The organism is Bacillus cereus group sp. Bc061, from assembly GCF_027715825.1.
Taxonomy (GTDB): Bacteria; Bacillota; Bacilli; order Bacillales; family Bacillaceae_G; genus Bacillus_A; species Bacillus_A paranthracis.
On record NZ_JAQFTZ010000001.1, the window covers coordinates 1,776,487 to 1,799,930 of the forward strand.

Consider the following 23,444-nt stretch of genomic DNA (forward strand, 5'->3'; position numbering starts at 1 on the left):
AATATACTCATAAACTAAAAATATGTTTCCTATATTAATAACCAAATCGTATTACTAATATTTTTGTAAGTTTTCCTTTGGTACCCAGCCATCCTCACCACCTGTTTTTTCACACCAAACCCATCCATTCAATTCTTCTAACCCAATCAATCTTTCTCCAATACTTACATTTAATTCTTTGGCAGTATATTGTTTCGTAATGATTCCTACATCAGTTATATTTTTCATTATAATTTGCTCCGGAACCCACCCTTTCCGGTCATATTTCTCTTCGTGACAAAACATCCAGTTTTCCCAATTTTCAGGACCATCGTAACTCTCTATCATTTTCACTACATCCCCCTCTTCTAAGCGAATTGGATCAGGATAATTGCTAACATGTGATTTTATAACGATATATTTCATAACAACCTCCAATAATCAGAAAATTAAGTTATAATATCATTATAACTTAAGAAGGAGGAATACACATGTACTACAACACTTCATTCGAAAACGATCAACCTGTAGGCCGTCTATAAACTAAGACGGGCATTCATATAACACGTGCACTATGCCTCGTCTTAGGGAACTCATCATACCCTAAAAATAGACGGAGGTACTTTACATGAAACAAACCATTTTAGGAGCTATATGTTTATCACTAGCAGCTAGTATATGGGGCGGTATGTATGTTGTTAGCAAATATGTACTCGACTTTATCCCACCACTCACACTCGTTTGGCTACGCTTTATCATTGCTTTTGTTGTTTTGTATATGATTTTAAAAATTACTGAGAAAAAGCAAAAGAAAACAGTAACCATTCGTAAAAAAGATTGGCTATTATTCGCTTGGATTGGATTTATCGGATATTTCATTTCGATCACTTGTCAATTTATCGGAACAAAATTATCCGACGCTCATACAGGATCTTTAGTAACATCAGCTACACCTGCATTTATGGTTATATTTGCAGCGATCATTTTAAAAGAAAAACTAACCGCTCGTAGATTACTATCTACCATCATAGCGACAATCGGTGTCATTATCGTAATCGGATGGGATATTGAAATTGGCTCCTATTTTATCGGTACAATCATATTAGTCGGGGCAGCTATTACGTGGGCTTTACTATCTATTTATGTAAAAATTGCTTCAGCTCGATTTTCATCTTTAGTGATTACAACGTACGCTATATTCTTTTCACTCTTTTTTATTACACCTTTTATGGTATGGGAATTTCAATCAAACCCTATTGAACATATGAACCTATATGTAGTATTAGGCGTACTTTATTTAGGAATCGTCTCAACGGCAGGTGCCTTTTTCCTTTGGAATAAAGGATTAGAATTAATGGACGCTAGCATCGGTTCGTTATTTTTCTTCTTCCAACCTATCGTCGGATCGTTGCTTGGTTGGTTACTCTTAAACGAAACATTGAGTAGTAACTTTTTTATTGGTGGTATTCTTATTATATGTAGTGTTTTTATTACTACTTTTGAAAAGAAATGAAAAATAGGCAGAGATACTTAATCTCTGCCTGTTCGTATACACTCTTTACACACTCCAATGCGATGGACGAGACAATAATTTCGGTAATTTCGTATGTTTGTCCCCTCTTGCCGCATTAACTTGAACTTGCGTCAGAAAAATACTATTTGTAAAATCAGCCCCACGAATATCTGCATCTCGTAAATCTGCTCCAATGAGATCCGCCCCTCGTAAGTCTGCACCATTTAAGTTTGCCGCAATTAAATATGCTCCTCTTAAATTCGCCCCTTGTAAATTTTTCTTTTTCAGGTTTGCTCCCATAAGATCTGCGCCGCGGTGTATGATTCGTTTCCTACGCGCAGTATTCATTTCTTTCCATACTAGTTCGCTCGTTTCTAAAAGTAAAATATTCACATCTGCACGATGTAATGGGATATTTACTTTCATTAACTCGTCCGCATTTAAATTCGAAAGTCGCTCCGTCTCTTCAATTGCTTTACTTAATTCTTTATGGATCGATTGTGTCGCCTTTAATAAAATAGCCTCATTTAAATACCAAAGCATTTCATAGAGCTGATGCATAACTGGAAAAGCATCATACATTTTTCTCGCATGCTTAGCATCTTTCCGCCAATCCATCCCGTTAAAAGTAACTTGAGAAATTTTCTGTCCAGCGCCAAAACATTCAAATACTGTACAGCCTTTATAACCTTTTCCTCTAAGATTTTTATGTATACTGCATTTAAAATCTGATTGTAAATTGGAACATGGTTTACCACCATCTTTATTCACTGCAAAATCTACCGATGCTGCAAACGGTAACGCCACACAACATAAACCGAAGCATTTTTCGCAGTTTGCTTTTAAATGATTCATATCTTTTTCTCCAAACAAATCAAATTCCCCCTGTTATACTGACTTAAACATTATCCTCATACACCAATTAATATGTATCATACTGTTTCCCAAAACATTTTAAAAAGAGTCTTTCCAATTTTCTCAGTTCTAGCAATTACATATATTACTCTTTGCTTTTTAAAATCGCAAATTGGTTTTGCTAACAACGGTAAATGACCAATGTGTTCTGAAATTGTTCTTGGTACAATTGTAACTCCAGCCCCAGAAGCAACCATACCAAGAATAAAATCTCTAAATGAGACTTCAGTACTAATATTAGGCTTTACTTTCCATTTCTCATACTCCTCAATTATCACTCTGCGTATATCACATCCAGCAGGATACATTACTAGCCGTTCAAGCAATAATTGATTCATGAAAACAATATCTTGTTGATGAAATGAATGTTCCTTTTGAAAAACTACATCATATGATTCTTTGAATAATTCTTTATTCCAATAATTTTTAGGCACCCACTTTTCATCTACTAAACCAGCATCTATTTTCCCGCTCAATAGATCTTCCATTATCTCCTTTGACATATCATACACATTCGTATTTATTTTTACATTTTCATCCTTATAATTAACAAGTTTTTGAGGTAGATAAAATGCTGCAAGACTAGGAAGTAACCCCAATGTTATATCCACTCTTTCTCCAAACTTGTTCATATCTTTTTTTATACTTTCCCAGTCCTCAAGGAGTGAAGTAGTTCTTTTTTGAAACTGAATACCCGCTTCTGTCAATTGTATTCCTTGCGGTGATCTATGTAATAATTCTACACCTAACTCGTCCTCCAACTTTCTAATTTGCTTACTTACTGCTGGTTGTGTCATATGAAGATGTTCTGCCACTTTCGAAAAACTTTTATACTCCGCACAAATTAGAAAACAACGTAACCAATCAATATCCACGTTCCACATCCCCTTGTTAAAACTTTTTATTATACCCTTCAAAAATAATAGAAATTCTCACTCTTTATAATACATAGTATCCTTTCAATATAACAATAAATCACACCTATAAAGGAGAATGAAAATGGAACAAATATCTGAAAATACCGCACTTATTTTAGTTGATGTTCAAAAAGGATTCAACGATTCATATTGGGGAAATCGTAACAATCCTCATGCTGAATCAAATATGAAACTCATTCTACAAACATGGCGAGATACCACTCGACCTGTTATTCATATACAGCACATTTCAAATAAAGAAAATCATCCTTTAAGAGAAGATTTCATCGGTAGTGAATTTCAAGAATTTGCTATTCCACTTATAAATGAACCCGTATTCAAAAAGAGGGTGAACAGTGCTTTTATTGGAACCGAATTAGAATCCTATTTACGAAAACACAATTATGAAACTATCGTAATTATAGGTTTAACAACTGATTATTGTGTTTCTACAACAGTCCGAATGGCTGGTAATTTAGGTTTTTCTACCTATGTAATTTCTGATGCTACCGCTACATTTGATAGAATTGCATACGATGGGAAATATTATTGCGCTAACGATATCCACAAATTTGCTTTACTAAGCCTTCACGAAATGTTTGCAACAGTTTTAACGACCAATGATCTATTAAATATAACAACGCGCAGATCTTCATTCTTATAAATTTTCAAATGAAAAATTTAATATAAAATAAAGTTACAAATGACAGTCAATAAACAATAATAACTTTCATTTTAAATTGCAGTTTCCACCATTAAACATTATCATTAAATTATAAAAATTCAAACAAAAAGGAGCAATACTATGGCACTACAAATGAAAACAAACTGTCAAATTTGCGATCAATCGCTGGAGCAAGATTCTGAAGCATACATTTGCGTATATGAATGTACATTTTGCGCACCATGTACAGAAGAAAGACATAACGTTTGCCCAAACTGCGGCGGCGAGTTAGTACGTAGACCGAAAAAGAAACAGTAAAAAGCAAAGCGATATCGCTTTGCTTTTTTTAGGCATATGAAATTATATCAACGATTTTTTCAAATATATCGAACACAAATTCAAATATATCAACGATTTTTTTAATATATCGACGTTTCGACAAAGGATATCGACTTACCGACAAATAACGACACCTCTGCATGCATTCAGCTTCAACACAACTTAAGCATTTAAAAACTTCACACAAACAGGCTCTGGCACAGCAACGTCAGATTGTAAAAGTGTTAACTTCCCTGTCGTTTCATTTCTTGAAAATAATACAAGATTATGCGACTTTTCATTTGAAGCAATAAGGAACTTTTCAGTAGGATCTAATACAAAGTCTCTTGGCCAATTTCCTTCTGTAGATGTGTGTTCCACAAATGTAAGCTCACCTGAGTTTTGATCCACACTGAAAACAGCGATACTATTATGACCACGATTGCCTGCATATACAAACTGGCCGTCAGAAGAAATATGAATCGCACTTCCTTGATTATTTTCATCAAACGCGGCAGGAATAGTAGAAATATACTGTACTTCTGTAAAAGCTCCTTCTGCCGGATTATATGTTAACACAATAACCTCTGAACTAAGCTCCGTCATCACATACGCATACTTTCCATTTGGATGAAAAGTAATATGTCTCGGACCACTTCCTGGATTTACAGCCAAGCTATTCACTTCTTTTAATACACTATCTTTTATTTCATACGTAATTATTTTATCTATCCCTAAATCAACACCTACCACATATTTTTCATCAGGCGTATATCCTGCGTAATGCGCATGTGGTTTCTCTTGTTTTTCTTTATTCAGACCTGAACCTTTATGCGTTATAATAGAGGTCGCAGGATTTACAGATCCATCTTCTTCATTTACTGCGAAAGACTCAATCGTTCCTTTATGATAATTTGCTGTAACTACCGTGTGAGTCCCACTATCAACACTCACATGACAAGGAGAAGCCCCTTCTACCACTTGTCTATTTTTCTCCTTTAGCTCTCCAGTTTTACTATCAATCGAATGCGCAGCTACACCACCAGATTCTCCTTCCTTAACAACGGAATAGAGATATTCATTCTTTCGGTTAATCGTTACATATGTAGGATTATCCAGCTTGGCCGCAAGTGTTACATTACTAATTTTCTTTGCTTCCGTGTCTAAAATAAACTTATATATTCCTGCACTTTTTTCTTTCGTGTAAGTTCCAACATATCCAATAAACTCTTTATTATCCTTCATTTTCATAACCCTCTCTCCCTATATTTTTCATTCATCTTACTTCCTATAATGTTTTATGTTGAAAGAGTATCCTAAAAAATTAGAGTACCTCTTTATACGTTACCATATTTTCTTGTTAAATAGCTTTTAAACCCACTTTTTTTGGTACGCTGCTATACTTTCATATTCTTCCTCCAATTGACGGGACAGACGAATATAAATCGGTGTTAAATCTTTATATTTTTCCACACTTTCCATGTTTGGTTCATGGTGGAAATTCGCACCTACCATTTCAGATACTACGCATAATGTATCTATTTCACCTAAACTATATAAACCGAGGATTGCAGCTCCTAGGCAAGAGCTTTCGAAACTTTCTGGAACATATACGTCTTGATGGAAAATATCCGCCATCATCTGTCTCCAAAGTTCCGATCTTGCAAAACCACCTGTCGCTTGAATTTTTTTCGGTTCACCAATGAGTTCTTTTAAAGCGAGAAGAACGGTGTATAAATTATAAATTACTCCTTCTAAAACAGCACGGATAAGATGTTCTTTCTTATGATGCAATCCAAGTCCGAAGAAAGATCCTCGTGCATTTGCATTCCATAAAGGAGCTCTTTCTCCTGCTAAATACGGATGAAATAATAAACCGTCGGACCCCGGACTCACTTTTGCTGCTATTTCAGTAAGCACTTCATATGGATCTTTTCCTAAACGCTTCGCAAGCTCAATCTCTGAAGTACCTAATTGATCACGAGCCCATCTGAAAATCATACCACCGTTATTAACCGGTCCACCAATTACCCAATGGTCTTCAGTTAAGGCGTAACAAAAAATTCTACCTTTTGGATCTGTTACAGGACGATTTGTTACAGCACGTATCGCACCGCTTGTACCAATTGTCACAGCAACAACGCCAGGATCTATTGCATTTACACCTAAATTGGATAGGACTCCATCACTCGCTCCTACTACAAATGGAGTAGAAACAAGTACATTCATTTCTTTGGCAAGCTCCTCATCTAATCCTGTTAAGCTGTGCGTCGTTGGAACAAGTTTAGAAAGCTTATCATCTGTAATGCCCGCTACACGTAAAGCCTCTTCATCCCATTTTAAAGATTTCAAATTGAACATTCCTGTCGCTGATGCTATAGAATAATCAATTACATACTCCTTATATAACTTATAAAAAACATACTCTTTAATAGAAATAAATTTATAAGTTTTTGCGAACAATTCTGCCTGTTCATTCTGTAACCAAACTAATTTCGAAAGTGGTGACATCGGATGAATTGGTGTCCCAGTCCGCAAATAAATTTCATGACCATTCATATCATTCTTTATTTTCTCTGCCCAGCTTGCACTTCTATTATCTGCCCAAGTAATACATCTCGTTAACGGCTTTCCCTTCTCATCTACAGCAATGATACTATGCATTGCCGAACTAAAAGAAACACAAAGAATATCATGCGGCTGTACACTACTTGACTGTACAGTTTCTTTAATCGTATGTATTACTGCACGAAAAATTTCTTCTGGGTCTTGTTCTGCTGTTTCCGGCGTAGGAGAATATAAAGGATATTCAATTCCATGACTTGCAATAACAGATCCATCCGTAGAAAATAGAACTGATTTTGTACTAGTTGTCCCAATGTCTACACCAATCATATATTTTGAACTCACCATTTCTTCCTCCTAACAAAAAATTACTACAGTATCCCACTATAAAAACATCCTTATTTTAAACAAACATATCGAGTAGTAAAACTCCTCCAAAAGCGATAAATGAAAGTAATGTTTCTAATACCGTCCATGTTTTAAATGTTTCTTTCACTGTTAAACCTAGGTATTCTTTTACCATCCAGAACCCAGCATCGTTTACGTGAGAAAACATTAATGCTCCTGCACCCGTTGCAATGACGAGTAATTCTAAATTCACACCTGTCGTATTTTCAACGATTGGCGAAACGATACCCGCTGCTGTTGTTAAGGCGACTGTCGCTGACCCTGTCGCAATTCGAATTAATCCAGCTACCATAAATGCTAATATAATTGGAGATAGTGCTAAATGCTCAGACATTTGAGCAATAGCATTCCCTACACCACTATCGATAAGAATTTGCTTAAATCCCCCGCCGGCACCAATAATCGCAACGATTGAACCGATTGGTAATAAGCTATCTTCTGTTACCTTCTTAATAGCCTTTTTATCGATACCTTGACGAAATCCAAGAAAATAAAACGCTGCAAAACATGCAATCAAAAGTGCAATGATAGGACTACCGATTAAGGTGACCATCTTCATCAAAGTAGTAGAAAGCGGAACATAAGGAGCTGCTGCCGCTAACACCATTAACATTACAGGTAACAATATAACTAAAAACGAAACTCCTATTCCTGGTAATTTCGTTGATTTTGTATTTACACGAATCAATTCTGGCTCATTTTCAGGAATTACACGTTTGTGAATCCATTTAGCGAATATAGGACCTGCAATAATCGCTGCAAAAAATGTAATAATGAGTGAATACAATAATACCTTCCCAAGATTCGCTTTATAAATACCTATTGCAACGATTGCCCCTGGATGCGGAGGAACAAGGCCGTGTACGACAGATAACCCAGCAATTGCTGGTAATGCTATCAATAAAATATTTTGTTTCGTTGTTTTATGAATAGAAATTACTAACGGCAATAATATTAAAATACCTACTTCAAAAAACACCGGAATTCCAATAATAAAACCCGCAATTAACATCGCCCATGGTAAGTTTTTTATTCCGAAGGATTTAATAAAGAACTCTGCCACCTGCATTCCAGCACCTGACTCTGCCATCATTTTCCCTAAAATTGTACCTAATACTAAAATACCTACTAAATGCCCAAGAACACTTCCGACTCCCGTTTCATAAGCACTCACTATTTTATCCATTGGCATTCCAGACATAATTGCTAAAAATAAACTTGCAATCGTTAAACTAATAAACGCGTGCCATCTCCACCACGATACCCCTAAAATAACAATTACAATTGATAATAATGTAATCATTAAAAGGTACATATTCATACGCAATTCCACCCCTTTATGTAAACCCTTTCAAAAATGATATACAATGAAAAGAACCTATATAGTTCTTTTTTGAGTAAAAATTTATATATCGATATACAACTCATCTTCACAACATAATAATTTATATAAAAAGAATCTCCCTTATCAGAGATATACTTTAACTCATCTCTCTGATAAGGGGATTTCTCTTTCATAATTGTAATGTTATTGTGATAAACGCTTCGCGTAAGCAAATTTTCCTTTTTTAAAAGTTAATGACGCTTTCTTCTCTTGCTGTTTTCACATAGTAAGACTACAAACTCGGGATCCCGTTTAAACGATGAAGTTACTTAGGATTTGTCCTCTCATGAAAAGCAATTTTCGGAAAGTTCCTTCACTTTTATGCATTATAATTTAGGAGCTTTCGCCCAGTCCGCAGCAAACTTCTCAATACCTTGATCTGTTAATGGGTGCATAGCAAGTTGTTCAATTACTTTATAAGGGATTGTTGCAATGTGAGCACCTGCCATCGCTACACGAGTTACATGATCTGGATGTCTAACAGAAGCCGCAATAATTTGTGTATCTAATTGGTGAACATCGAATAATTCAGCAATTTTAGCAACTAATAATACGCCATCTTCAGAAATATCATCTAAACGTCCTAAAAATGGAGAAACATACGTTGCACCTGCTCTGGCAGCTAAAAGTGCTTGGTTCACAGTGAAAATAAGTGTAACGTTCGTTTTCACACCTTTTTCAGTAAGATAGCGACAAGCTTCTAATCCTGCTAGCGTCATTGGAAGTTTTATTGTAACTTTCTCATCGCCGCCGTTAATCTTAATCAACTCTTCTGCTTGAGCAATCATTTCTTCAGCCGTCACAGCATCTGGCGTTACTTCTGCCGAAACAGATTCAACTTTAGGAACTGCCTGACAAATTTCTGCGATACGGTCTTCAAATTTAATGCCCTCTTTTGCTACTAAAGAAGGATTCGTTGTAACACCAGCTAAAACTCCAAGTTTATATGCTTTTTTTATGTCCTCAAGATTTGCAGTATCAATAAAAAATTTCATGATTAATTCCCTCCATTTTTTAAACGTCAATGAGTTAAATTTTTAAGATGTTTATTTCTTTTCTACTGCATGTCCGCCAAATTCATTGCGCAGAGCTGCTACTACTTTTCCTGTAAATGTATCATTGTCTAATGAGCGGTAGCGCATTAATAACGACATTGCGATAACAGGAGTTGCTGTTTGAAGGTCTAATGCTGTTTCTACTGTCCATTTTCCTTCACCAGAAGAATGCATAACACCCTTAATTTCATCTAGTTTTGCATCTTTAGAAAATGCATTTTCTGTTAATTCCATTAACCATGAACGGATTACTGAACCGTTGTTCCATACTCTTGATACTTTTTCATAATCATAGTCAAATTCACTTTTCTCTAGAATCTCAAATCCTTCACCAATAGCAGCCATCATACCGTATTCAATTCCGTTGTGAACCATTTTTAAGAAGTGACCACTACCAGCTTTTCCAGCATATAAGAATCCATTTTCTACAGCAGTATCTCGGAAGATAGGTTCAACGATATCCCAAGCTTCTTGATCTCCTCCGATCATATAACAAGCACCATTACGAGCGCCTTCCATTCCGCCAGAAGTTCCTGCATCCATAAAGTGAATACCATCTTTCTTTAGTTGCTCATATCGGCGAATAGACTCTTTATAATGTGAATTACCCGCTTCAATTAAAATGTCTCCTTTTGATAAAAGTGGTGTAACCTCATCGATAACAGAATCTACAACAGCGTGTGGTACCATAACCCAAAGAACTCTTGGTGATTGTAATGACTGAACAAGTTCATTTAAACTAGATACACCTGTTGCCCCGTACTCTTTCATTTCTTCCACTGCACTTGCATTCAAGTCAAATGCTGCTACTTCATGTTTATGATCGATTAAATTTTTCCCTAAGTTTAATCCCATTTTACCTAAGCCAATTAATCCTACTTGCATAATATAATTCCTCCTCAAATCATCTTTTATTAAAAATTCATATCACTACAATCTGGAATACCTTGCAGCACTGATATGTACGGAAAGGTATTCACAGTCATAGCTTAAGAATTCAATACATTTTTTGTAATTTGAACAACATTTTCTGTCGTAAATCCAAATAGATTCATGACTTCAGCACCAGTTCCTGAAGCTCCAAATGTTTCAATTGATAGTACTTTTCCTTCTTGTCCTACATAACGCTCCCACCCGAGAGATACACCCATCTCAAGAGATACTCGTTTCGTTACAGAAGACGGAAGAACGGATTCTTTATATTCATTCGATTGACGATCGAATAACTCCCAACTTGGCATTGCAACGATGCGAACAGAGACATTGTCTTCTTCTAGTTTCGCTTTTGCACTAGCAGCTAAGGATACTTCAGAACCTGTCGCAATTAAAATTACATCCGGATTTTCATTCGTTTGTGTTAATACGTAAGCCCCTTTAGAAAGATTCTCTATGTTTGCTTTCGTTTCATGAAACACCGGTAAATTTTGACGGCTCAGTACTAAAACGACTGGACCATCCGTTTGCTGTAAAGCATACGCCCACGCACTTGCTGTTTCATTTGCATCTGACGGACGGATAACTGTTAAACCAGGAATTGCCCGAAGAGCTGCTAAATGTTCAATAGGTTCATGCGTTGGACCATCTTCTCCTACAGCAATCGAATCATGTGTAAATACGTACGTAACAGGTAACTTTTGCAATGCAGCCAGTCGAATAGATGGACGAAGATAGTCATTAAATACAAAGAATGTACTCACGAACGGTTTTACTCCTCCATGAAGAGCCAGTCCATTCGCTGCTGCGCCCATTGCATGTTCACGTACACCGAAGTATATATTTCGGCCAGCATACGATTCTACCGCATACACTGCTTCACCTTTTATATCTGTCATCGTAGAATGAGAAAGATCTGCACTTCCACCGAAAATAGAAGGAATCGATTTCACATAATGATTAATAGCTTCCCCACTTGCAACACGAGTTGAAATCGTTTTTTCAGTATCGAAGGATAAAATGTCTTTCGCTTCGATTAAAACTTCACCTGTAATCGCTTTTTCTAATTCATCTGCTAGTGCAGGGTTTGACTCTCTGTATAAGTTGAACTGCTCATTCCAGCCATTTTCTTTTTCAATACCTTTTTGTTTCAGTTCATTAAAATGAGCTGTTACTTCTTCAGGTACAAAGAAGTCTTCTTCATAATGCCAACCATACACTTGTTTTGTCGCTGTCGCTTCTTCTACTCCAAGCGGGTTACCATGTGCTTTGTTCGTTCCAGCAACTTTTGGACTTCCGTAACCTATAATGGTTCTAATTTCTATAAGAGTAGGTTGGTCCGTATTATCTTTCGCTAATTGAATCGCTTTTGTAATCGCATCAACATCGTTTCCATCTTCAACTCTTACATATTGCCAATGTGCAGATTCTACTCTTTTCTGCATATCTTCAGAGAAAGCAATGTTTAATTCACCATCAAGTGAAATTTCATTTGAATCATACAGCACAATTAACTTGCCAAGTTTCATATGTCCTGCCATTGACATCGCTTCATAAGCGACACCTTCCATTAAATCACCGTCTCCAACTAAAGCGTACGTATTGTGATCAATAATAGAGTGACCATCCTTATTGAACTTCGCCGCTAAATGCGCTTCTGCCATTGCCATTCCGACAGCATTCGCAATCCCTTGTCCTAACGGTCCTGTCGTCGCTTCAACTCCAGAAGTGTGACCAAACTCAGGATGACCTGGTGTTTTACTATTTAACTTTCTGAAGTTTTTCAAGTCATCAATTGAAACGTCATATCCAGCTAAATGAAGTAGGCTATATAATAAGCTAGATCCATGTCCCGCCGATAAAACGAAGCGATCACGGTTAAACCATTTTGGATGATTAGGATTATGATTTAAATGATTCGCCCATAATGCATAAGCCATTGGCGCTGCTCCCATCGGAAGACCTGGATGACCTGAATTTGCCGCATTAATAGCATCAATTGATAACGTACGAATTGTATTCACTGCTAATTGATTTATGTTTTGTGTCATAGTAATCGTCCCCCTACATGCTTTCATGAAAGAAAGTACTTATTTTTTCGTTTCTTGATCTAACCACCATTTAAATCCACTTTCTTGCAATAATTCATTAGATGCCTCTGGACCATATGAACCAGACTCATATTCATGAAGTGGTAATAAGTTTTCCTCGAATGCTTCAAGAATTGGTTGTACCCATTCCCATGACAATTCAACTTCTCTCCAATGTGCAAAGAATGTAGCGTCTCCACTCACAGCATCGTGAATGAGTCTTTCATACGCTTCAGGTACTCCCACATCCGCTTGCTCACAAGTAAAGTTAATACGGATCGGTTCAATTTCTCCATTTTTCAATGGATTTTTACTATTTAACTGTAATGAAACGTTCTCACCTGGGCTAATTTCAATTATTAACAAGTTAGGTGCTGCATTTGGATTACTATCTTGATATTGCTGTTTTAACGTATTTTTAAATTCGATTACAATACGAGTAGACTTTTCTTTCATTCGTTTGCCTGTTCGTATATAAAAGGGAACGCCAGTCCAAAATGGATTATCGATCCACAAGCGAGCAGCAACAAATGTGTCTATATTAGAAGAAGGATTTACTCCTGGCTCCTCTTTATATGCTACAACTTGCCCGCCATTTATCTCACCTGCACCATATTGTCCGCGAATGATATGGTTTTGAACGTCTTCTTTTTTCACTTTACGAAGCGCCTCCATTACCTTTCGCTTTTCCTCTCGAATTTCACATGCATTAACCTTTTCCGGCAAATTCATAGCAGTCATCATTAATATTTGTAACATATGATTTTGAACCATATCTCGAATGGCTCCTGCCTGATCATAATATCCTGCCCTTTCTTCAACCCCAACTGTTTCACTCGCTGTGATTTGTACATTTGCTATATGTTCTTTATTCCAAATCGATTGTAAAACAGGATTTGCAAACTCTAGTGCTTCAAGGTTTTGAATCATCGGCTTACCTAAATAATGATCAATACGATATATCTCGTCTTCTTCAAACGTGCGACTAAGCTTATCATTCAGCTCACGAGCAGATGTAAGGTCGTGCCCGAACGGTTTCTCAATCATTAGGCGTTTCCATCCATCCGTTTTATCAAGTCCGCTTTCCTTAATATTTAAAGCGATTGTCTCAAAAAATTCAGGAGCAACGGAAAGATAGAACATTCTATTCCCTTTTATATGTAGTTCTTCTTCCCTTTCACGAACGACTTGTAATAATCTCTCATAGTCTTCCGGCTTACTCACATCTAATGGACAATAGCGAAAATTATCTAAAAAACCTTCGAGTTCTGGAGTACCTTCTTCTCTATGACGAGAAAACGTCTCTATTGATTCTTTTATTCTTTTTTGAAAATCTACATGAGATACTTCACGTCTCCCAAGCCCGATAACGGATATTTGCTTTGGAAGCTTTTGATCTCTATATAAGTTATATAGTGCGGGGTAAATTTTGCGTTTCGCTAGGTCCCCTGTCGCTCCAAATAAAACAAAGGTCATTGATTCCAATTTCAGTCCCCCTCTTGTTGTATAATCCTGGTCAATATATTAAAAATGAATTGTACAGAAGCTCATGTTTTTATAAAAAACAAAGAGTTATCAAATTCCAATTCTTTTTATACCTTTCGCTTTCTAATTGTCCCCAATATTAATAGTAGCAATTCAAAGCGTTTCTACCACGACTTACTTATTTATAATACTTTACGAAATAACATATATTTAATTACTTTTAGTAATTAAATAATCTTATGTCTAGTATATTAACCACATATATTATTATCGTCAATAAAAATGTCTTAAATTACATACTATTTATTTCGTAATACTTTTCTAAGTTTATCCTTAGTTACCACTCATTTTCAAAGATAATGATCGATATAAAAAATATCAGTTTCATCAAAATCTTCAATTAATTTTTCGTTAAACTCGTGAGCAGACGTTACATGATGACCAAAAGGCTTCTCTATAATAAGACGGTTCAATCCTTTTGTAGCCCACAATCCACTTTCCTTAATATTTAAAGCAATGACATCAAATACTTCTGGTATAACAGATAGGTAAAACATGCGGTCTTCAGGAATGTTCAATTCTGTTTCACGTCTCTTTACAAGACTCAACAAATCTTGATAGTCCTCTATATTCGCTGTATTTAATTGACAATAACGAAATGTGCTAATAAATTCTTCTACTCCTAATTCGTCATCAGTAGATCTTCTAGAAAATGTAGCAAGGGATTGTTCTACCTTTGTTTGAAATTCCACATCTGACATTACCCTTCTACCAATACCGATAATAGAAATAGATTGCGGTATATTCCCATTACTAAATAATTTGTATAAAGCAGGGTAAATTTTGCGTTTCGCTAAATCCCCTGTCGCTCCAAATAAAAGAAATGTCATTGAATCCATTTGTTCTCTCCCTTTTAAAACAATTGCTAGAATAGAATATATAAACTCATTTGCTACTTAGCACAATACTGTCTCTAAAACCTCATACTTTACCAATGTTTCTTCAATACTATTTTGCCACGAGCACGCTCTGACTCACTTATGTGGTGTGCTTTTTTTACACCTTCTACATGTAAAGGCAACACATGCGTTACAACGGGTTTAATCTTCCCGTCCTCAATTAATTCTGTAATAAGAGAAAGTTCATATCCGTTAGGTTCAGTAAATATATGGTCACTCTCAATATTTTTCTCTCTTGATATCTCGGTTTGCGGAATTTCCATACCTTTCGGACCATAAATAGACGCTAACTTTCCATTTGGTGCAAGCACTTTATAACTATCCTTTAGTACATCTCCGCCTAACACATCAAAAACAATATTGTAATTATGCAAAAGCGAAGAAAAGTCTTCTGTTTTGTAATCGACGACAGTATCAGCGCCTAGATCCTTTACAAACTGCATGTTTTTCGTACTAGTCGTAGTTGCAACATGTGCACCGAAACTTTTCGCTAGCTGAATAGCAAACGTACCAATTCCGCCAGATCCAGCATGAATTAAAACCTTATTACCTTTTTGAACATTTGCGAACTTCACTAAGCTTTGCCAACTTGTCAAACCTACAAGAGGGATTGATGCCGCCTCTTCAAAAGATAAATTCCTCGGTTTTTTCGCCACATATTTCTCATCTACAGCCACGTACTCTGCATAAGCACCGTTTCGTTCAATATCCGGACGACTATATACTTCATCCCCCACTTTACATGCTGTTACGTTTGGCCCTATAGCAGCAACTACACCTGCAACATCCCATCCTAAAACGAGCGGGAAGTCATAAGAAATTACGTCTTGCAGTAAACCTTCACGTATTTTCCAATCCACGGGATTTATACCAGCTGCATATACTTCAATTAGTACATCGGTGTCTCCTAATAGCGGTGTCTGCATTTCAATCTCTTGTAGTACGCTTTTATCTCCATATTGCATAAGTCCTATCGCTTTCATTCTTTTCACTCCTTTACAATGCTGGGAAATGAGGTAGTACTTCTTCTCCTAGCTCATCCAATACTTCGTCAGCTGGACGTTGACCATCAAATAGAGCAAGGAATAAATGATTCACACCAATACTTTTATATATATCAAGTAATTCAATTAGTGCCTTACGCCCTGTACGGTAACCTAAACGTATCGGTGTAGGACGTTCATTTGGATCTTCAGATAAGTCTAAATGCATCGGTTGGATAAATGGTTTAAATACATCTGGATGATAATCCTCTACTAGTTCTCTCCATTGTCCAATTGCTGCTGCCTGATGCACTGGACTACGTGGGTAGTACATCCATCCATCACCATGTTCAGCGAACCAATCCATATTTTGCTGACTAAAACCTGTAATAAAGGTTGGAACACGTTTAGACGGTTTTGGAACCAAATTCGCTCCATTCACTTCTCCTAGTGTCGACTGGATAGACGGGAAGTTTTTATACAAAATCTCTTCCAAGTAAGCAAACGCTTCTCTAAACTTTTCACCTCGTGTTTCATGACTAACACCTAGCGCTTTGAAATCGGCACGTCTGTCACCGGATGAAACGCCAAGCATAATTCTTTCTGGAAATAGTTGATCTAATGTAGCAATTTCTTTTGCTACACGCAATGGATGACGAAGTGACAATACGGTTGCCGACGTTCCAAATGCGATTTTCTCTGTTTTACTTGCTAAATACGTTAAATAAATCATCATATCGTAAATTTGACCTGTTGCAGGATCACCAAAGTCAGGGTCTTGCAGTAAAACATCGCGAAGCCATACACCTGTAAAACCATATTGTTCTGCTTTTTGTACTAACTCTACTTGTTTTTCCATCGTTGGAGCATGAAACTGATAATTTTCAATCGGAATGTGAACTCCTAATGTAAGCTGATCTTTCGCAAACATACGATTATATCCAAAATGATTCGCAAACTTTTCCATTTGTTTCACTCACTTTCCTTTATTTATATAAATCTATACTTTTCATATTTCTTCTCAAAATTCATAAGCAATACTGTAGCACCACATTGTTGCCGATTGTCATCGTCATAACTTTCTTTGTGCTACGAGTGTTATTATAAATCGGCCATAACATGAATAACAGTACGTACTTTAAAGTGATGTAGGCACTTAAAAGTACCTATACTAAGTAAGTAGTAATAAACATAATGAATAAATCGTGCTGCAAAAATAACATCTATCCTTTCTTCAAAAAACTTTACTGTTGCTTTTGCAAGTACGTTACATGATTTCACGTACTTTCCCCTTCTCTATATAAAATTCTCACTAACCAAATTCAAAATATTATACTTATTTTTCGTACTTTGCTATGCTATAACCATAAACAGGAGGTATAAACTATGAAAGCACAAATTATCCATTCTTTTGGGGATTCATCTGTATTTCAATTAGAAGAAGTTTCAAAACCAAAACTTTTACCAGGTCATGTTCTAATCGATGTAAAAGCAACAAGTGTAAATCCAATCGATACGAAAATGCGTAGTGGTGCCGTTTCAGCAGTCGCTCCTGAGTTTCCAGCTATATTACATGGCGATGTAGCTGGTATTGTTATTGAAGTAGGAGAAGGTGTTTCGAAATTCAAAGCTGGCGATGAAGTATACGGATGTGCCGGAGGTTTTAAAGAAACTGGTGGTGCACTTGCAGAGTTTATGCTTGCTGATACGCGATTAATTGCTCACAAACCTAACAATATAACAATGGAAGAAGCAGCTGCTCTACCATTAGTGGCAATTACAGCTTGGGAATCTTTATTTGATCGTGCAAATATTAAACCTGGTCAAAATGTTCTCATTCATGGAGCTACTGGTGGCGTAGGACACGTAGCCATTCAACTAGCTAAATGGGCTGGTGCTAAAGTTTTTACAACCGCTTCTCAGCAAAGCAAAATAGAAATAGCCCATCGTCTCGGAGCTGACGTAGCTATTAACTATAAAGAAGAATCTGTTCAAGAATATGTGCAAAAACATACGAATGGCAACGGATTTGAAGTTATATTTGATACAGTAGGTGGCAAAAATCTCGATAACTCTTTCGAAGCTGCTGCAATCAACGGAACTGTCGTAACAATTGCAGCTCGTTCAACCCATGACCTCTCTCCTTTACACGCAAAAGGACTCTCTCTGCACGTTACTTTTATGGCGTTAAAAATATTACATACAGATAAACGTGACGCTTGTGGGGAAATTTTAAATAAACTAACGCAAATAGTAGAAGAAGGAAAACTTCGCCCATTGCTAGATTCGAAAACTTTTACGTTTGATGAAATTGCACAAGCACATGAATATTTGGAATCAAATAAAGCAATAGGGAAAATAGTGTTGAAAAACGTTTGGTAACTTTCACTAAATAATACAAATAACAGCAGGATCACTTCGCCTTATCTTTGTCTTAAGAGGCGTGCCACAACCTTAAAAGCTTCCCATCCTTTACACCAAATAAAAAAATAACAGCCGAATTTTTCTTATAGTAGAAAATCCGGCTGTTTTCATATCACAATTTGCTTTATATATATTTCTGTTAATAAGTAAAATACAACTCATTTGCCTTACCATCTTTACCTTCAACAGCATATTATATTGTTTTAAATTTATTAAAATACACTACGTACTAATCCCCCGTCTATTCGCAACGCGGAACCATTAATCGCTGAAGATAGTGGGCTGCTTAAGAAAGTGACAAGATTGGCAATTTCTTCTGGTCGAATAAGTCTTTGAATAATAGAGGTTGGTCGATTTTCTTTCATAAATCGCTTCTCAGCTTCTTCTATTGTCAATTGCTCATTAGGATAAAGACTATTTAACATAGTCTCCACTCCTTCCGTTAAAGTCGAACCAGGCATGATAGTATTAACAGTCACATTCGTTCCTGTCGTCAGCTCAGCTAAACTACGAGAAAGTGAGAGTTGCATCGTTTTAGTCGCACTATAATGAGCCATTTCTTGAGATGGCATAATAGCTGCTTCGCTAGCAATAAAGATAACTCTTCCTTCTTTTCTTTCAATCATTTTTTTCAAGTACGAGCGAGTAAGTCGAACACCACTCATAATATTGACTTCAAACAATTTAAACCAATCTTCATCACGGATATCAAAATATTCTACAGGTTCAAAAATTCCTAAGTTGTTAATAAGAATGTCTACTTCAGGGTACTTTTCAATCACATTTTGGCACCCTTGTTCTGTTCCTAAATCAGCTACTACAGGTTGAAGAATGGCATCAGGATACTGCGCTCGAATTTCGTTTATCGTTTGATTAACATTTTCTTCACGGCGTCCATTAATAAGTACAGTAGCTCCTTCCGCTACTAATGAAGTGGCAATTGCTTTTCCAATGCCTGCCGTAGATCCAGTAACCAGTGCTGTTTTCCCTTTTAATTGCATATGCATATAGATCCCTCCAAATTCATGTGCTACATGATTGACTTACGTTGGAATAAATAATTACGTTTATATTGTGGTTCATTTCTCTTATCTTTAACAGAAAATAAGCTGATCCACCCTTTTTTCAAAAGAGTATAAACGAAAATTATGTAGCTATTGCACTCTGTACGGAATTAAAAAATCACATCAACAGCAGAGTAAAGCTAAAACCAACTAATAAATACCATTATGATATATATTAACGATAAAGAAAATTACGCACTTTAAAGTTCCATAGGAACAAAAAAGTGCCCTATAAACTATAATTTCTAACTCTTTATATTTGCTAAAGTAGTATCTTTTTTATCATAGAAAAGGTTGTAAAATCACACATTCTTACATACAGTTATAGGATTATTTTTATCCTAATTAACTAAAAACCATCATACTCCTTTATCACTTTCAAACATGAACAAAAAAACACGAAGACTTTAAAGTCTTCGTGTTTTTTAATATACATATTGCTACATTTGTGATGGAATTCATAACTAGGATCTTTTTACTCATTCCTTATGAATAACGTTTATTACTTATGAAATTTCACACGCTCTTCAAGCGGTTGGAATTCTTTTTCTCCTGGTGCAGCTGTTGGATTACCAAATGGCATTTGTGCAATTAGTTTCCAATTAGAAGGAACATTCCATTCTTGTTTTACCTCATCGTCGATTAATGGATTATAATGTTGTAAAGATGCCCCTAACCCCTCTGCTTCTAAACCTGTCCACACGACTAATTGGTGCATACCTGATGCTTGGTGTGACCAAATTGGGAAGTTTTCAGCATATGCAGCAAATTTTTCTTGAAGCGATTTAACAATAGCTTCATCTTCAAAGAATAGTACTGTTCCATAACCAGCTTTAAAAGAGTCCATTTTTTGTTGCGTTCCTGAAAAATCTCCATCTCCAACTACTTTTCTTAATGTTTCAGTTGTAATATCCCATAATTTATTATGAGCTTCACCAAATAATACAACTAATCGCGCAGTTTGAGAATTGAAAGCGGATGGAGTATATTTCACAGCAAACTCCACGATTTCTTTAATTTTTTCATCTGATACTTGTACCTCTTTATTAATCCCATAGTAAGTACGTCTTTCTTTCAATGCAGTATAGAAATCTTTTGTCATAATTCAATTCCTCCTAAGTTTTAATATTCTTCAAAATGTTACATTGCGAAGATAATATGAGTTGAAATGAGTTCATTTTTGAACCATTGAACTCCATAACACCAATTGCCAGTCATTCTGAATCTAAACCACTGCTTATTGCTTCAGTTTACCTAAAAAAATTCTTATAGCATCATTGATACAATCTAGTGATCATTCGGTATTATTTTACCCATTCTCTATTCATGTATCCTGCTTGTTTCATATTTACACAAATATGAAAATAACCTTAAATTGATAGTCAAAAAGCCAGGTAACACGAATAACGCATTACCTAGCTTTTTACATTTTCAAATTCAATTCAAATAACCATACTTAATGAATAGTTGTAAAAATTATACTCATTACTTATTTAATAATTAACATCTCATAAGGGTGTTGTTCCATAAATCTGTTCTCCCATGGAATATCTAATGACGTCCAATTTGAACCCCCATCTACCGACTTATAAACCCCTTTATTACTAAATAAATAGAACGTTCCATCACTTGTTGCCTTTAATACTGGTATGATTGTGCCCTTAGGAGTTGGTAAACCTGCATTCATTTCTGTCCAAGGCTGATCTTTTTCTTTCTTATAAATATATGATTCACAATTTCCATTATTGTAATCGTGTGCTACGTGTGGATTTGAAGATGTCGCAATAATAATATTTTCCGGATCATTTGGATTAACTGCCATTTGATATGCGTAATGATGCTTTAGCCCACTACACATATAGTTCCACGTCTTACCTCCATCATTACTCTCCGCATACTCTTGACCTGGTTCTTTCAAGAATGAATCACCTAACACCCCGTATAAACGATTTGGAGCATTGCGATGTGATGTAAGAATGTGAATATCTTGAGGGTAGTTCCCCTCTTTTTCCTCAGTCCACGTCTTACCTCCATCTACACTTTTAATTAATCCCCCAACCTCAATCGTTGTATATATAGTTTCTGGATTATTAGCATCAATTTCAATATGTTTTACGTGGTGCGTATATGTTCTTTGAGGAAAGAACCATGATGAATACGATGGCATTTGTCGATAATCCGTTAGCAATTCAAAACTGTCTCCTCCATTTTTGGATACAAACATGGCGCTCGGTTCAGTTCCTACATATACGATCCCGTTACCGTCATCACCCTTCGCTGGAGATACAGAAACTGCTGTAATGGCTCTCATATGAATAGCATTAGCTGGGAACACTTCACCGAAGGAAGGTAAAGTTCCAATCGCTTCCCATGAACTTCCTCCATCTTTACTTCTCCATAATCCTCTATCAAAAGTACCACAATACATTCTTTCTGAATCGTATGGATCTAAAGCTAACGCAACTGGATTCGCACCTACAAACTGTGATTGGACACTCCATGTTGAGTCTTTTTTTTCTGCAATTACAAGCTCTCTATCAAACGCTAATATAAATTTTTCCATAAGTAAAATCTCCTCGTTTCATAATATATCTACTGTATTATTTAAATTTTCGCCATTACAATTTAAGAGGCGAATTTTATATGCTATAGCATATAAAAGATAAAATTTATAATCAATATGTGATTAAAAACTTACATTATATATTTTGTTAATTTCACATCAGTGCGATGAACAAGATACCCTGTTCACTCATATAAGTCCATATGCCACCTCCAAATAACTTGCAATATACATGCTATAGCATACATATTATAGAATGCATGATTACATATCAAACTTTAATACTATCTTAGAGTAAGTTCTCTACATAGCCAAAAGCAATTTAACAGCCATAATATAAACGCTAATCAAATAAACAGAAACATTTTATTGAATAGAAAATAAAAAAGAGTGCAACTTTGCACTCTTTTTACTCATTCTTTAATCTTAGAAATCAAAGTTATCAGGATCTGGACCAACGCGGTGATTTTGGTTTAACGCATCGATTTTTTCCATATCTTCTTTCGTTAATTCAAAGTTAAATACATCAGCGTTTGCAATAATACGGTGTTCTTTCGTTGATTTTGGAATTGTAATTACTCCATTTTGAAGATCCCAACGTAAAATCACTTGTGCTGTTGTTTTACCGTATTTCTCAGCAATCTCTTGTAATGTTTCGTTATCTAATAATTGACCTTGCATTAGTGGTGACCATGCTTCCATTTGAATACCTTGTTCTTTACAGAAAGCTTGTAACTCTTTTTGCGTTAAACGAGGGTGGTATTCTACTTGGTTGATCATTGGCTTAATTTCTGCATCTTTTATTACATCTTGCAGATGATGGATTTGGAAGTTACTTACGCCAATTGCACGTACACGCTTTTCTTTATAAAGTGTTTCTAACGCTCTCCACGTATCTTTATATTTCCCTTCTACAGGCCAGTGAACAAGGTATAAATCTAAATAATCTAGTTTTAATTTTTTTAAGCTCTCTTCATATGCAGCAATCGTTTCTTCATATCCTTGATCTGCGTTCCATACTTTTGAAGTGATAAATAATTCTTCTCTTGAAATTCCAGTCGCTTCAATACCAGCGCGAATTCCTTCACCTACAGCTGCTTCATTTCCATAAATCGCAGCTGTATCGATGCTGCGGTATCCTGCTTTAATCGCTGATTTTACAGCTTCTACAAGTTCTGGTCCTTCTTCTACTTTAAATACACCTAAACCGAACCAAGGCATTTCT

General features: G+C 35.9%; 22 protein-coding genes. 4 read left to right on the forward strand and 18 right to left on the reverse strand.

Features of this window, described 5'->3' with window-relative positions; genetic code table 11:
- Positions 1-54: 54 nt before the first annotated feature.
- Positions 55-405 (reverse strand): SH3 domain-containing protein, encoded by a 351-nt coding sequence (locus tag PDQ40_RS09235; RefSeq protein ID WP_000875277.1) that lies wholly within the window; start codon positions 403-405, stop codon positions 55-57.
- 202 nt (positions 406-607) lie between these two features.
- On the opposite strand from PDQ40_RS09235, the gene PDQ40_RS09240 reads away from it, so the two are divergent.
- Positions 608-1,492, forward strand: a complete 885-nt coding sequence (locus PDQ40_RS09240; protein WP_000814745.1) for a DMT family transporter — start codon at positions 608-610, stop codon at positions 1,490-1,492.
- A gap of 45 nt (positions 1,493-1,537) precedes the next feature.
- On the opposite strand, the gene PDQ40_RS09245 is transcribed toward PDQ40_RS09240, so the two are convergent.
- Complete coding sequence (locus tag PDQ40_RS09245; protein WP_270691402.1) at positions 1,538-2,347, reverse strand: pentapeptide repeat-containing protein; 810 nt, start codon at positions 2,345-2,347, stop codon at positions 1,538-1,540.
- A 77-nt stretch (positions 2,348-2,424) separates the two neighbouring features.
- Complete coding sequence (locus PDQ40_RS09250; RefSeq protein ID WP_193635822.1) at positions 2,425-3,282, reverse strand: LysR family transcriptional regulator; 858 nt, start codon at positions 3,280-3,282, stop codon at positions 2,425-2,427.
- Positions 3,283-3,406: 124 nt separating this feature from the next.
- Here PDQ40_RS09250 and PDQ40_RS09255 point away from each other — a divergent pair, with 124 nt between their 5' ends.
- Both PDQ40_RS09255 and PDQ40_RS09260 read left to right on the forward strand, forming a co-directional pair.
- Complete coding sequence (locus PDQ40_RS09255; protein ID WP_193635823.1) at positions 3,407-3,988, forward strand: cysteine hydrolase family protein; 582 nt, start codon at positions 3,407-3,409, stop codon at positions 3,986-3,988.
- Between the two features lie 141 nt (positions 3,989-4,129).
- Positions 4,130-4,306, forward strand: coding sequence for a DUF1272 domain-containing protein (locus tag PDQ40_RS09260; protein ID WP_001207874.1), 177 nt, complete (start codon positions 4,130-4,132; stop codon positions 4,304-4,306).
- A 183-nt stretch (positions 4,307-4,489) separates the two neighbouring features.
- On the opposite strand, the gene PDQ40_RS09265 is transcribed toward PDQ40_RS09260, so the two are convergent.
- From PDQ40_RS09265 to PDQ40_RS09315, 11 genes are all read right to left on the reverse strand, one after another.
- Positions 4,490-5,557: a lactonase family protein gene (locus tag PDQ40_RS09265; protein WP_001992931.1), complete on the reverse strand. Its 1,068-nt coding sequence runs from the start codon at positions 5,555-5,557 to the stop codon at positions 4,490-4,492.
- Positions 5,558-5,677: 120 nt separating this feature from the next.
- Positions 5,678-7,219, reverse strand: coding sequence for a gluconokinase (gene gntK, locus PDQ40_RS09270; protein ID WP_000254935.1), 1,542 nt, complete (start codon positions 7,217-7,219; stop codon positions 5,678-5,680).
- A gap of 55 nt (positions 7,220-7,274) precedes the next feature.
- On the reverse strand, positions 7,275-8,600 hold the full coding sequence (gene gntP / locus PDQ40_RS09275) for a gluconate permease GntP (protein WP_001057619.1): 1,326 nt from the start codon (positions 8,598-8,600) through the stop codon (positions 7,275-7,277).
- A 389-nt stretch (positions 8,601-8,989) separates the two neighbouring features.
- On the reverse strand, positions 8,990-9,658 hold the full coding sequence (gene fsa, locus PDQ40_RS09280) for a fructose-6-phosphate aldolase (protein WP_000667676.1): 669 nt from the start codon (positions 9,656-9,658) through the stop codon (positions 8,990-8,992).
- A gap of 51 nt (positions 9,659-9,709) precedes the next feature.
- The gene (gene gnd, locus PDQ40_RS09285; RefSeq protein WP_071743309.1) at positions 9,710-10,603 is read right to left on the reverse strand and encodes a phosphogluconate dehydrogenase (NAD(+)-dependent, decarboxylating); all 894 of its coding nucleotides are present in this window, start codon (positions 10,601-10,603) and stop codon (positions 9,710-9,712) included.
- A gap of 104 nt (positions 10,604-10,707) precedes the next feature.
- The gene (tkt, locus tag PDQ40_RS09290) at positions 10,708-12,702 is read right to left on the reverse strand and encodes a transketolase (RefSeq protein ID WP_000193024.1); all 1,995 of its coding nucleotides are present in this window, start codon (positions 12,700-12,702) and stop codon (positions 10,708-10,710) included.
- 39 nt (positions 12,703-12,741) lie between these two features.
- Positions 12,742-14,226, reverse strand: a complete 1,485-nt coding sequence (zwf, locus tag PDQ40_RS09295) for a glucose-6-phosphate dehydrogenase (protein WP_000445343.1) — start codon at positions 14,224-14,226, stop codon at positions 12,742-12,744.
- Positions 14,227-14,576: 350 nt separating this feature from the next.
- Positions 14,577-15,125 carry a glucose-6-phosphate dehydrogenase gene (locus tag PDQ40_RS09300; protein ID WP_073541241.1) on the reverse strand — a complete coding sequence of 183 codons (549 nt, stop codon included), beginning with the start codon at positions 15,123-15,125 and terminating at the stop codon, positions 14,577-14,579.
- A gap of 89 nt (positions 15,126-15,214) precedes the next feature.
- Positions 15,215-16,168 (reverse strand): NADP-dependent oxidoreductase, encoded by a 954-nt coding sequence (locus tag PDQ40_RS09305; protein WP_000643802.1) that lies wholly within the window; start codon positions 16,166-16,168, stop codon positions 15,215-15,217.
- Between the two features lie 13 nt (positions 16,169-16,181).
- The gene (locus tag PDQ40_RS09310) at positions 16,182-17,135 is read right to left on the reverse strand and encodes an LLM class oxidoreductase (protein WP_000410338.1); all 954 of its coding nucleotides are present in this window, start codon (positions 17,133-17,135) and stop codon (positions 16,182-16,184) included.
- Positions 17,136-17,269: 134 nt separating this feature from the next.
- Positions 17,270-17,449 (reverse strand): hypothetical protein, encoded by a 180-nt coding sequence (locus PDQ40_RS09315; RefSeq protein ID WP_000833784.1) that lies wholly within the window; start codon positions 17,447-17,449, stop codon positions 17,270-17,272.
- A 105-nt stretch (positions 17,450-17,554) separates the two neighbouring features.
- Here PDQ40_RS09315 and PDQ40_RS09320 point away from each other — a divergent pair, with 105 nt between their 5' ends.
- Positions 17,555-18,550: a zinc-dependent alcohol dehydrogenase family protein gene (locus PDQ40_RS09320; RefSeq protein ID WP_000647245.1), complete on the forward strand. Its 996-nt coding sequence runs from the start codon at positions 17,555-17,557 to the stop codon at positions 18,548-18,550.
- A 254-nt stretch (positions 18,551-18,804) separates the two neighbouring features.
- Here PDQ40_RS09320 and PDQ40_RS09325 read toward each other — a convergent pair whose 3' ends face one another.
- The 4 genes from PDQ40_RS09325 to PDQ40_RS09340 all read right to left on the reverse strand — a co-directional run.
- Positions 18,805-19,599: an SDR family NAD(P)-dependent oxidoreductase gene (locus PDQ40_RS09325; protein WP_000551093.1), complete on the reverse strand. Its 795-nt coding sequence runs from the start codon at positions 19,597-19,599 to the stop codon at positions 18,805-18,807.
- Positions 19,600-20,158: 559 nt separating this feature from the next.
- Positions 20,159-20,758 carry a nitroreductase family protein gene (locus PDQ40_RS09330; RefSeq protein WP_000158947.1) on the reverse strand — a complete coding sequence of 200 codons (600 nt, stop codon included), beginning with the start codon at positions 20,756-20,758 and terminating at the stop codon, positions 20,159-20,161.
- A 387-nt stretch (positions 20,759-21,145) separates the two neighbouring features.
- On the reverse strand, positions 21,146-22,219 hold the full coding sequence (locus PDQ40_RS09335) for a WD40/YVTN/BNR-like repeat-containing protein (protein ID WP_000410429.1): 1,074 nt from the start codon (positions 22,217-22,219) through the stop codon (positions 21,146-21,148).
- 426 nt (positions 22,220-22,645) lie between these two features.
- A partial coding sequence (locus tag PDQ40_RS09340; RefSeq protein WP_270691394.1) for an aldo/keto reductase occupies positions 22,646-23,444 on the reverse strand: 799 nt, incomplete at its 5' end.

What these genes read in the sequence shown, in the direction of transcription:
- PDQ40_RS09235 (WP_000875277.1), bottom strand. Translation starts at nt 405, where the DNA reads ATGAAATATATCGTTATAAAATCACATGTTAGCAATTATCCTGATCCA.
- PDQ40_RS09240 (WP_000814745.1), top strand. Translation starts at nt 608, where the DNA reads ATGAAACAAACCATTTTAGGAGCTATATGTTTATCACTAGCAGCTAGT.
- PDQ40_RS09245 (WP_270691402.1), bottom strand. Translation starts at nt 2,347, where the DNA reads ATGAATCATTTAAAAGCAAACTGCGAAAAATGCTTCGGTTTATGTTGT.
- PDQ40_RS09255 (WP_193635823.1), top strand. Translation starts at nt 3,407, where the DNA reads ATGGAACAAATATCTGAAAATACCGCACTTATTTTAGTTGATGTTCAA.
- PDQ40_RS09260 (WP_001207874.1), top strand. Translation starts at nt 4,130, where the DNA reads ATGGCACTACAAATGAAAACAAACTGTCAAATTTGCGATCAATCGCTG.
- PDQ40_RS09265 (WP_001992931.1), bottom strand. Translation starts at nt 5,557, where the DNA reads ATGAAAATGAAGGATAATAAAGAGTTTATTGGATATGTTGGAACTTAC.
- gntK (WP_000254935.1), bottom strand. Translation starts at nt 7,219, where the DNA reads ATGGTGAGTTCAAAATATATGATTGGTGTAGACATTGGGACAACTAGT.
- gntP (WP_001057619.1), bottom strand. Translation starts at nt 8,600, where the DNA reads ATGAATATGTACCTTTTAATGATTACATTATTATCAATTGTAATTGTT.
- fsa (WP_000667676.1), bottom strand. Translation starts at nt 9,658, where the DNA reads ATGAAATTTTTTATTGATACTGCAAATCTTGAGGACATAAAAAAAGCA.
- gnd (WP_071743309.1), bottom strand. Translation starts at nt 10,603, where the DNA reads ATGCAAGTAGGATTAATTGGCTTAGGTAAAATGGGATTAAACTTAGGG.
- tkt (WP_000193024.1), bottom strand. Translation starts at nt 12,702, where the DNA reads ATGACACAAAACATAAATCAATTAGCAGTGAATACAATTCGTACGTTA.
- PDQ40_RS09300 (WP_073541241.1), bottom strand. Translation starts at nt 15,125, where the DNA reads ATGGATTCAATGACATTTCTTTTATTTGGAGCGACAGGGGATTTAGCG.
- PDQ40_RS09305 (WP_000643802.1), bottom strand. Translation starts at nt 16,168, where the DNA reads ATGAAAGCGATAGGACTTATGCAATATGGAGATAAAAGCGTACTACAA.
- PDQ40_RS09310 (WP_000410338.1), bottom strand. Translation starts at nt 17,135, where the DNA reads ATGGAAAAGTTTGCGAATCATTTTGGATATAATCGTATGTTTGCGAAA.
- PDQ40_RS09320 (WP_000647245.1), top strand. Translation starts at nt 17,555, where the DNA reads ATGAAAGCACAAATTATCCATTCTTTTGGGGATTCATCTGTATTTCAA.
- PDQ40_RS09325 (WP_000551093.1), bottom strand. Translation starts at nt 19,599, where the DNA reads ATGCATATGCAATTAAAAGGGAAAACAGCACTGGTTACTGGATCTACG.
- PDQ40_RS09330 (WP_000158947.1), bottom strand. Translation starts at nt 20,758, where the DNA reads ATGACAAAAGATTTCTATACTGCATTGAAAGAAAGACGTACTTACTAT.
- PDQ40_RS09335 (WP_000410429.1), bottom strand. Translation starts at nt 22,219, where the DNA reads ATGGAAAAATTTATATTAGCGTTTGATAGAGAGCTTGTAATTGCAGAA.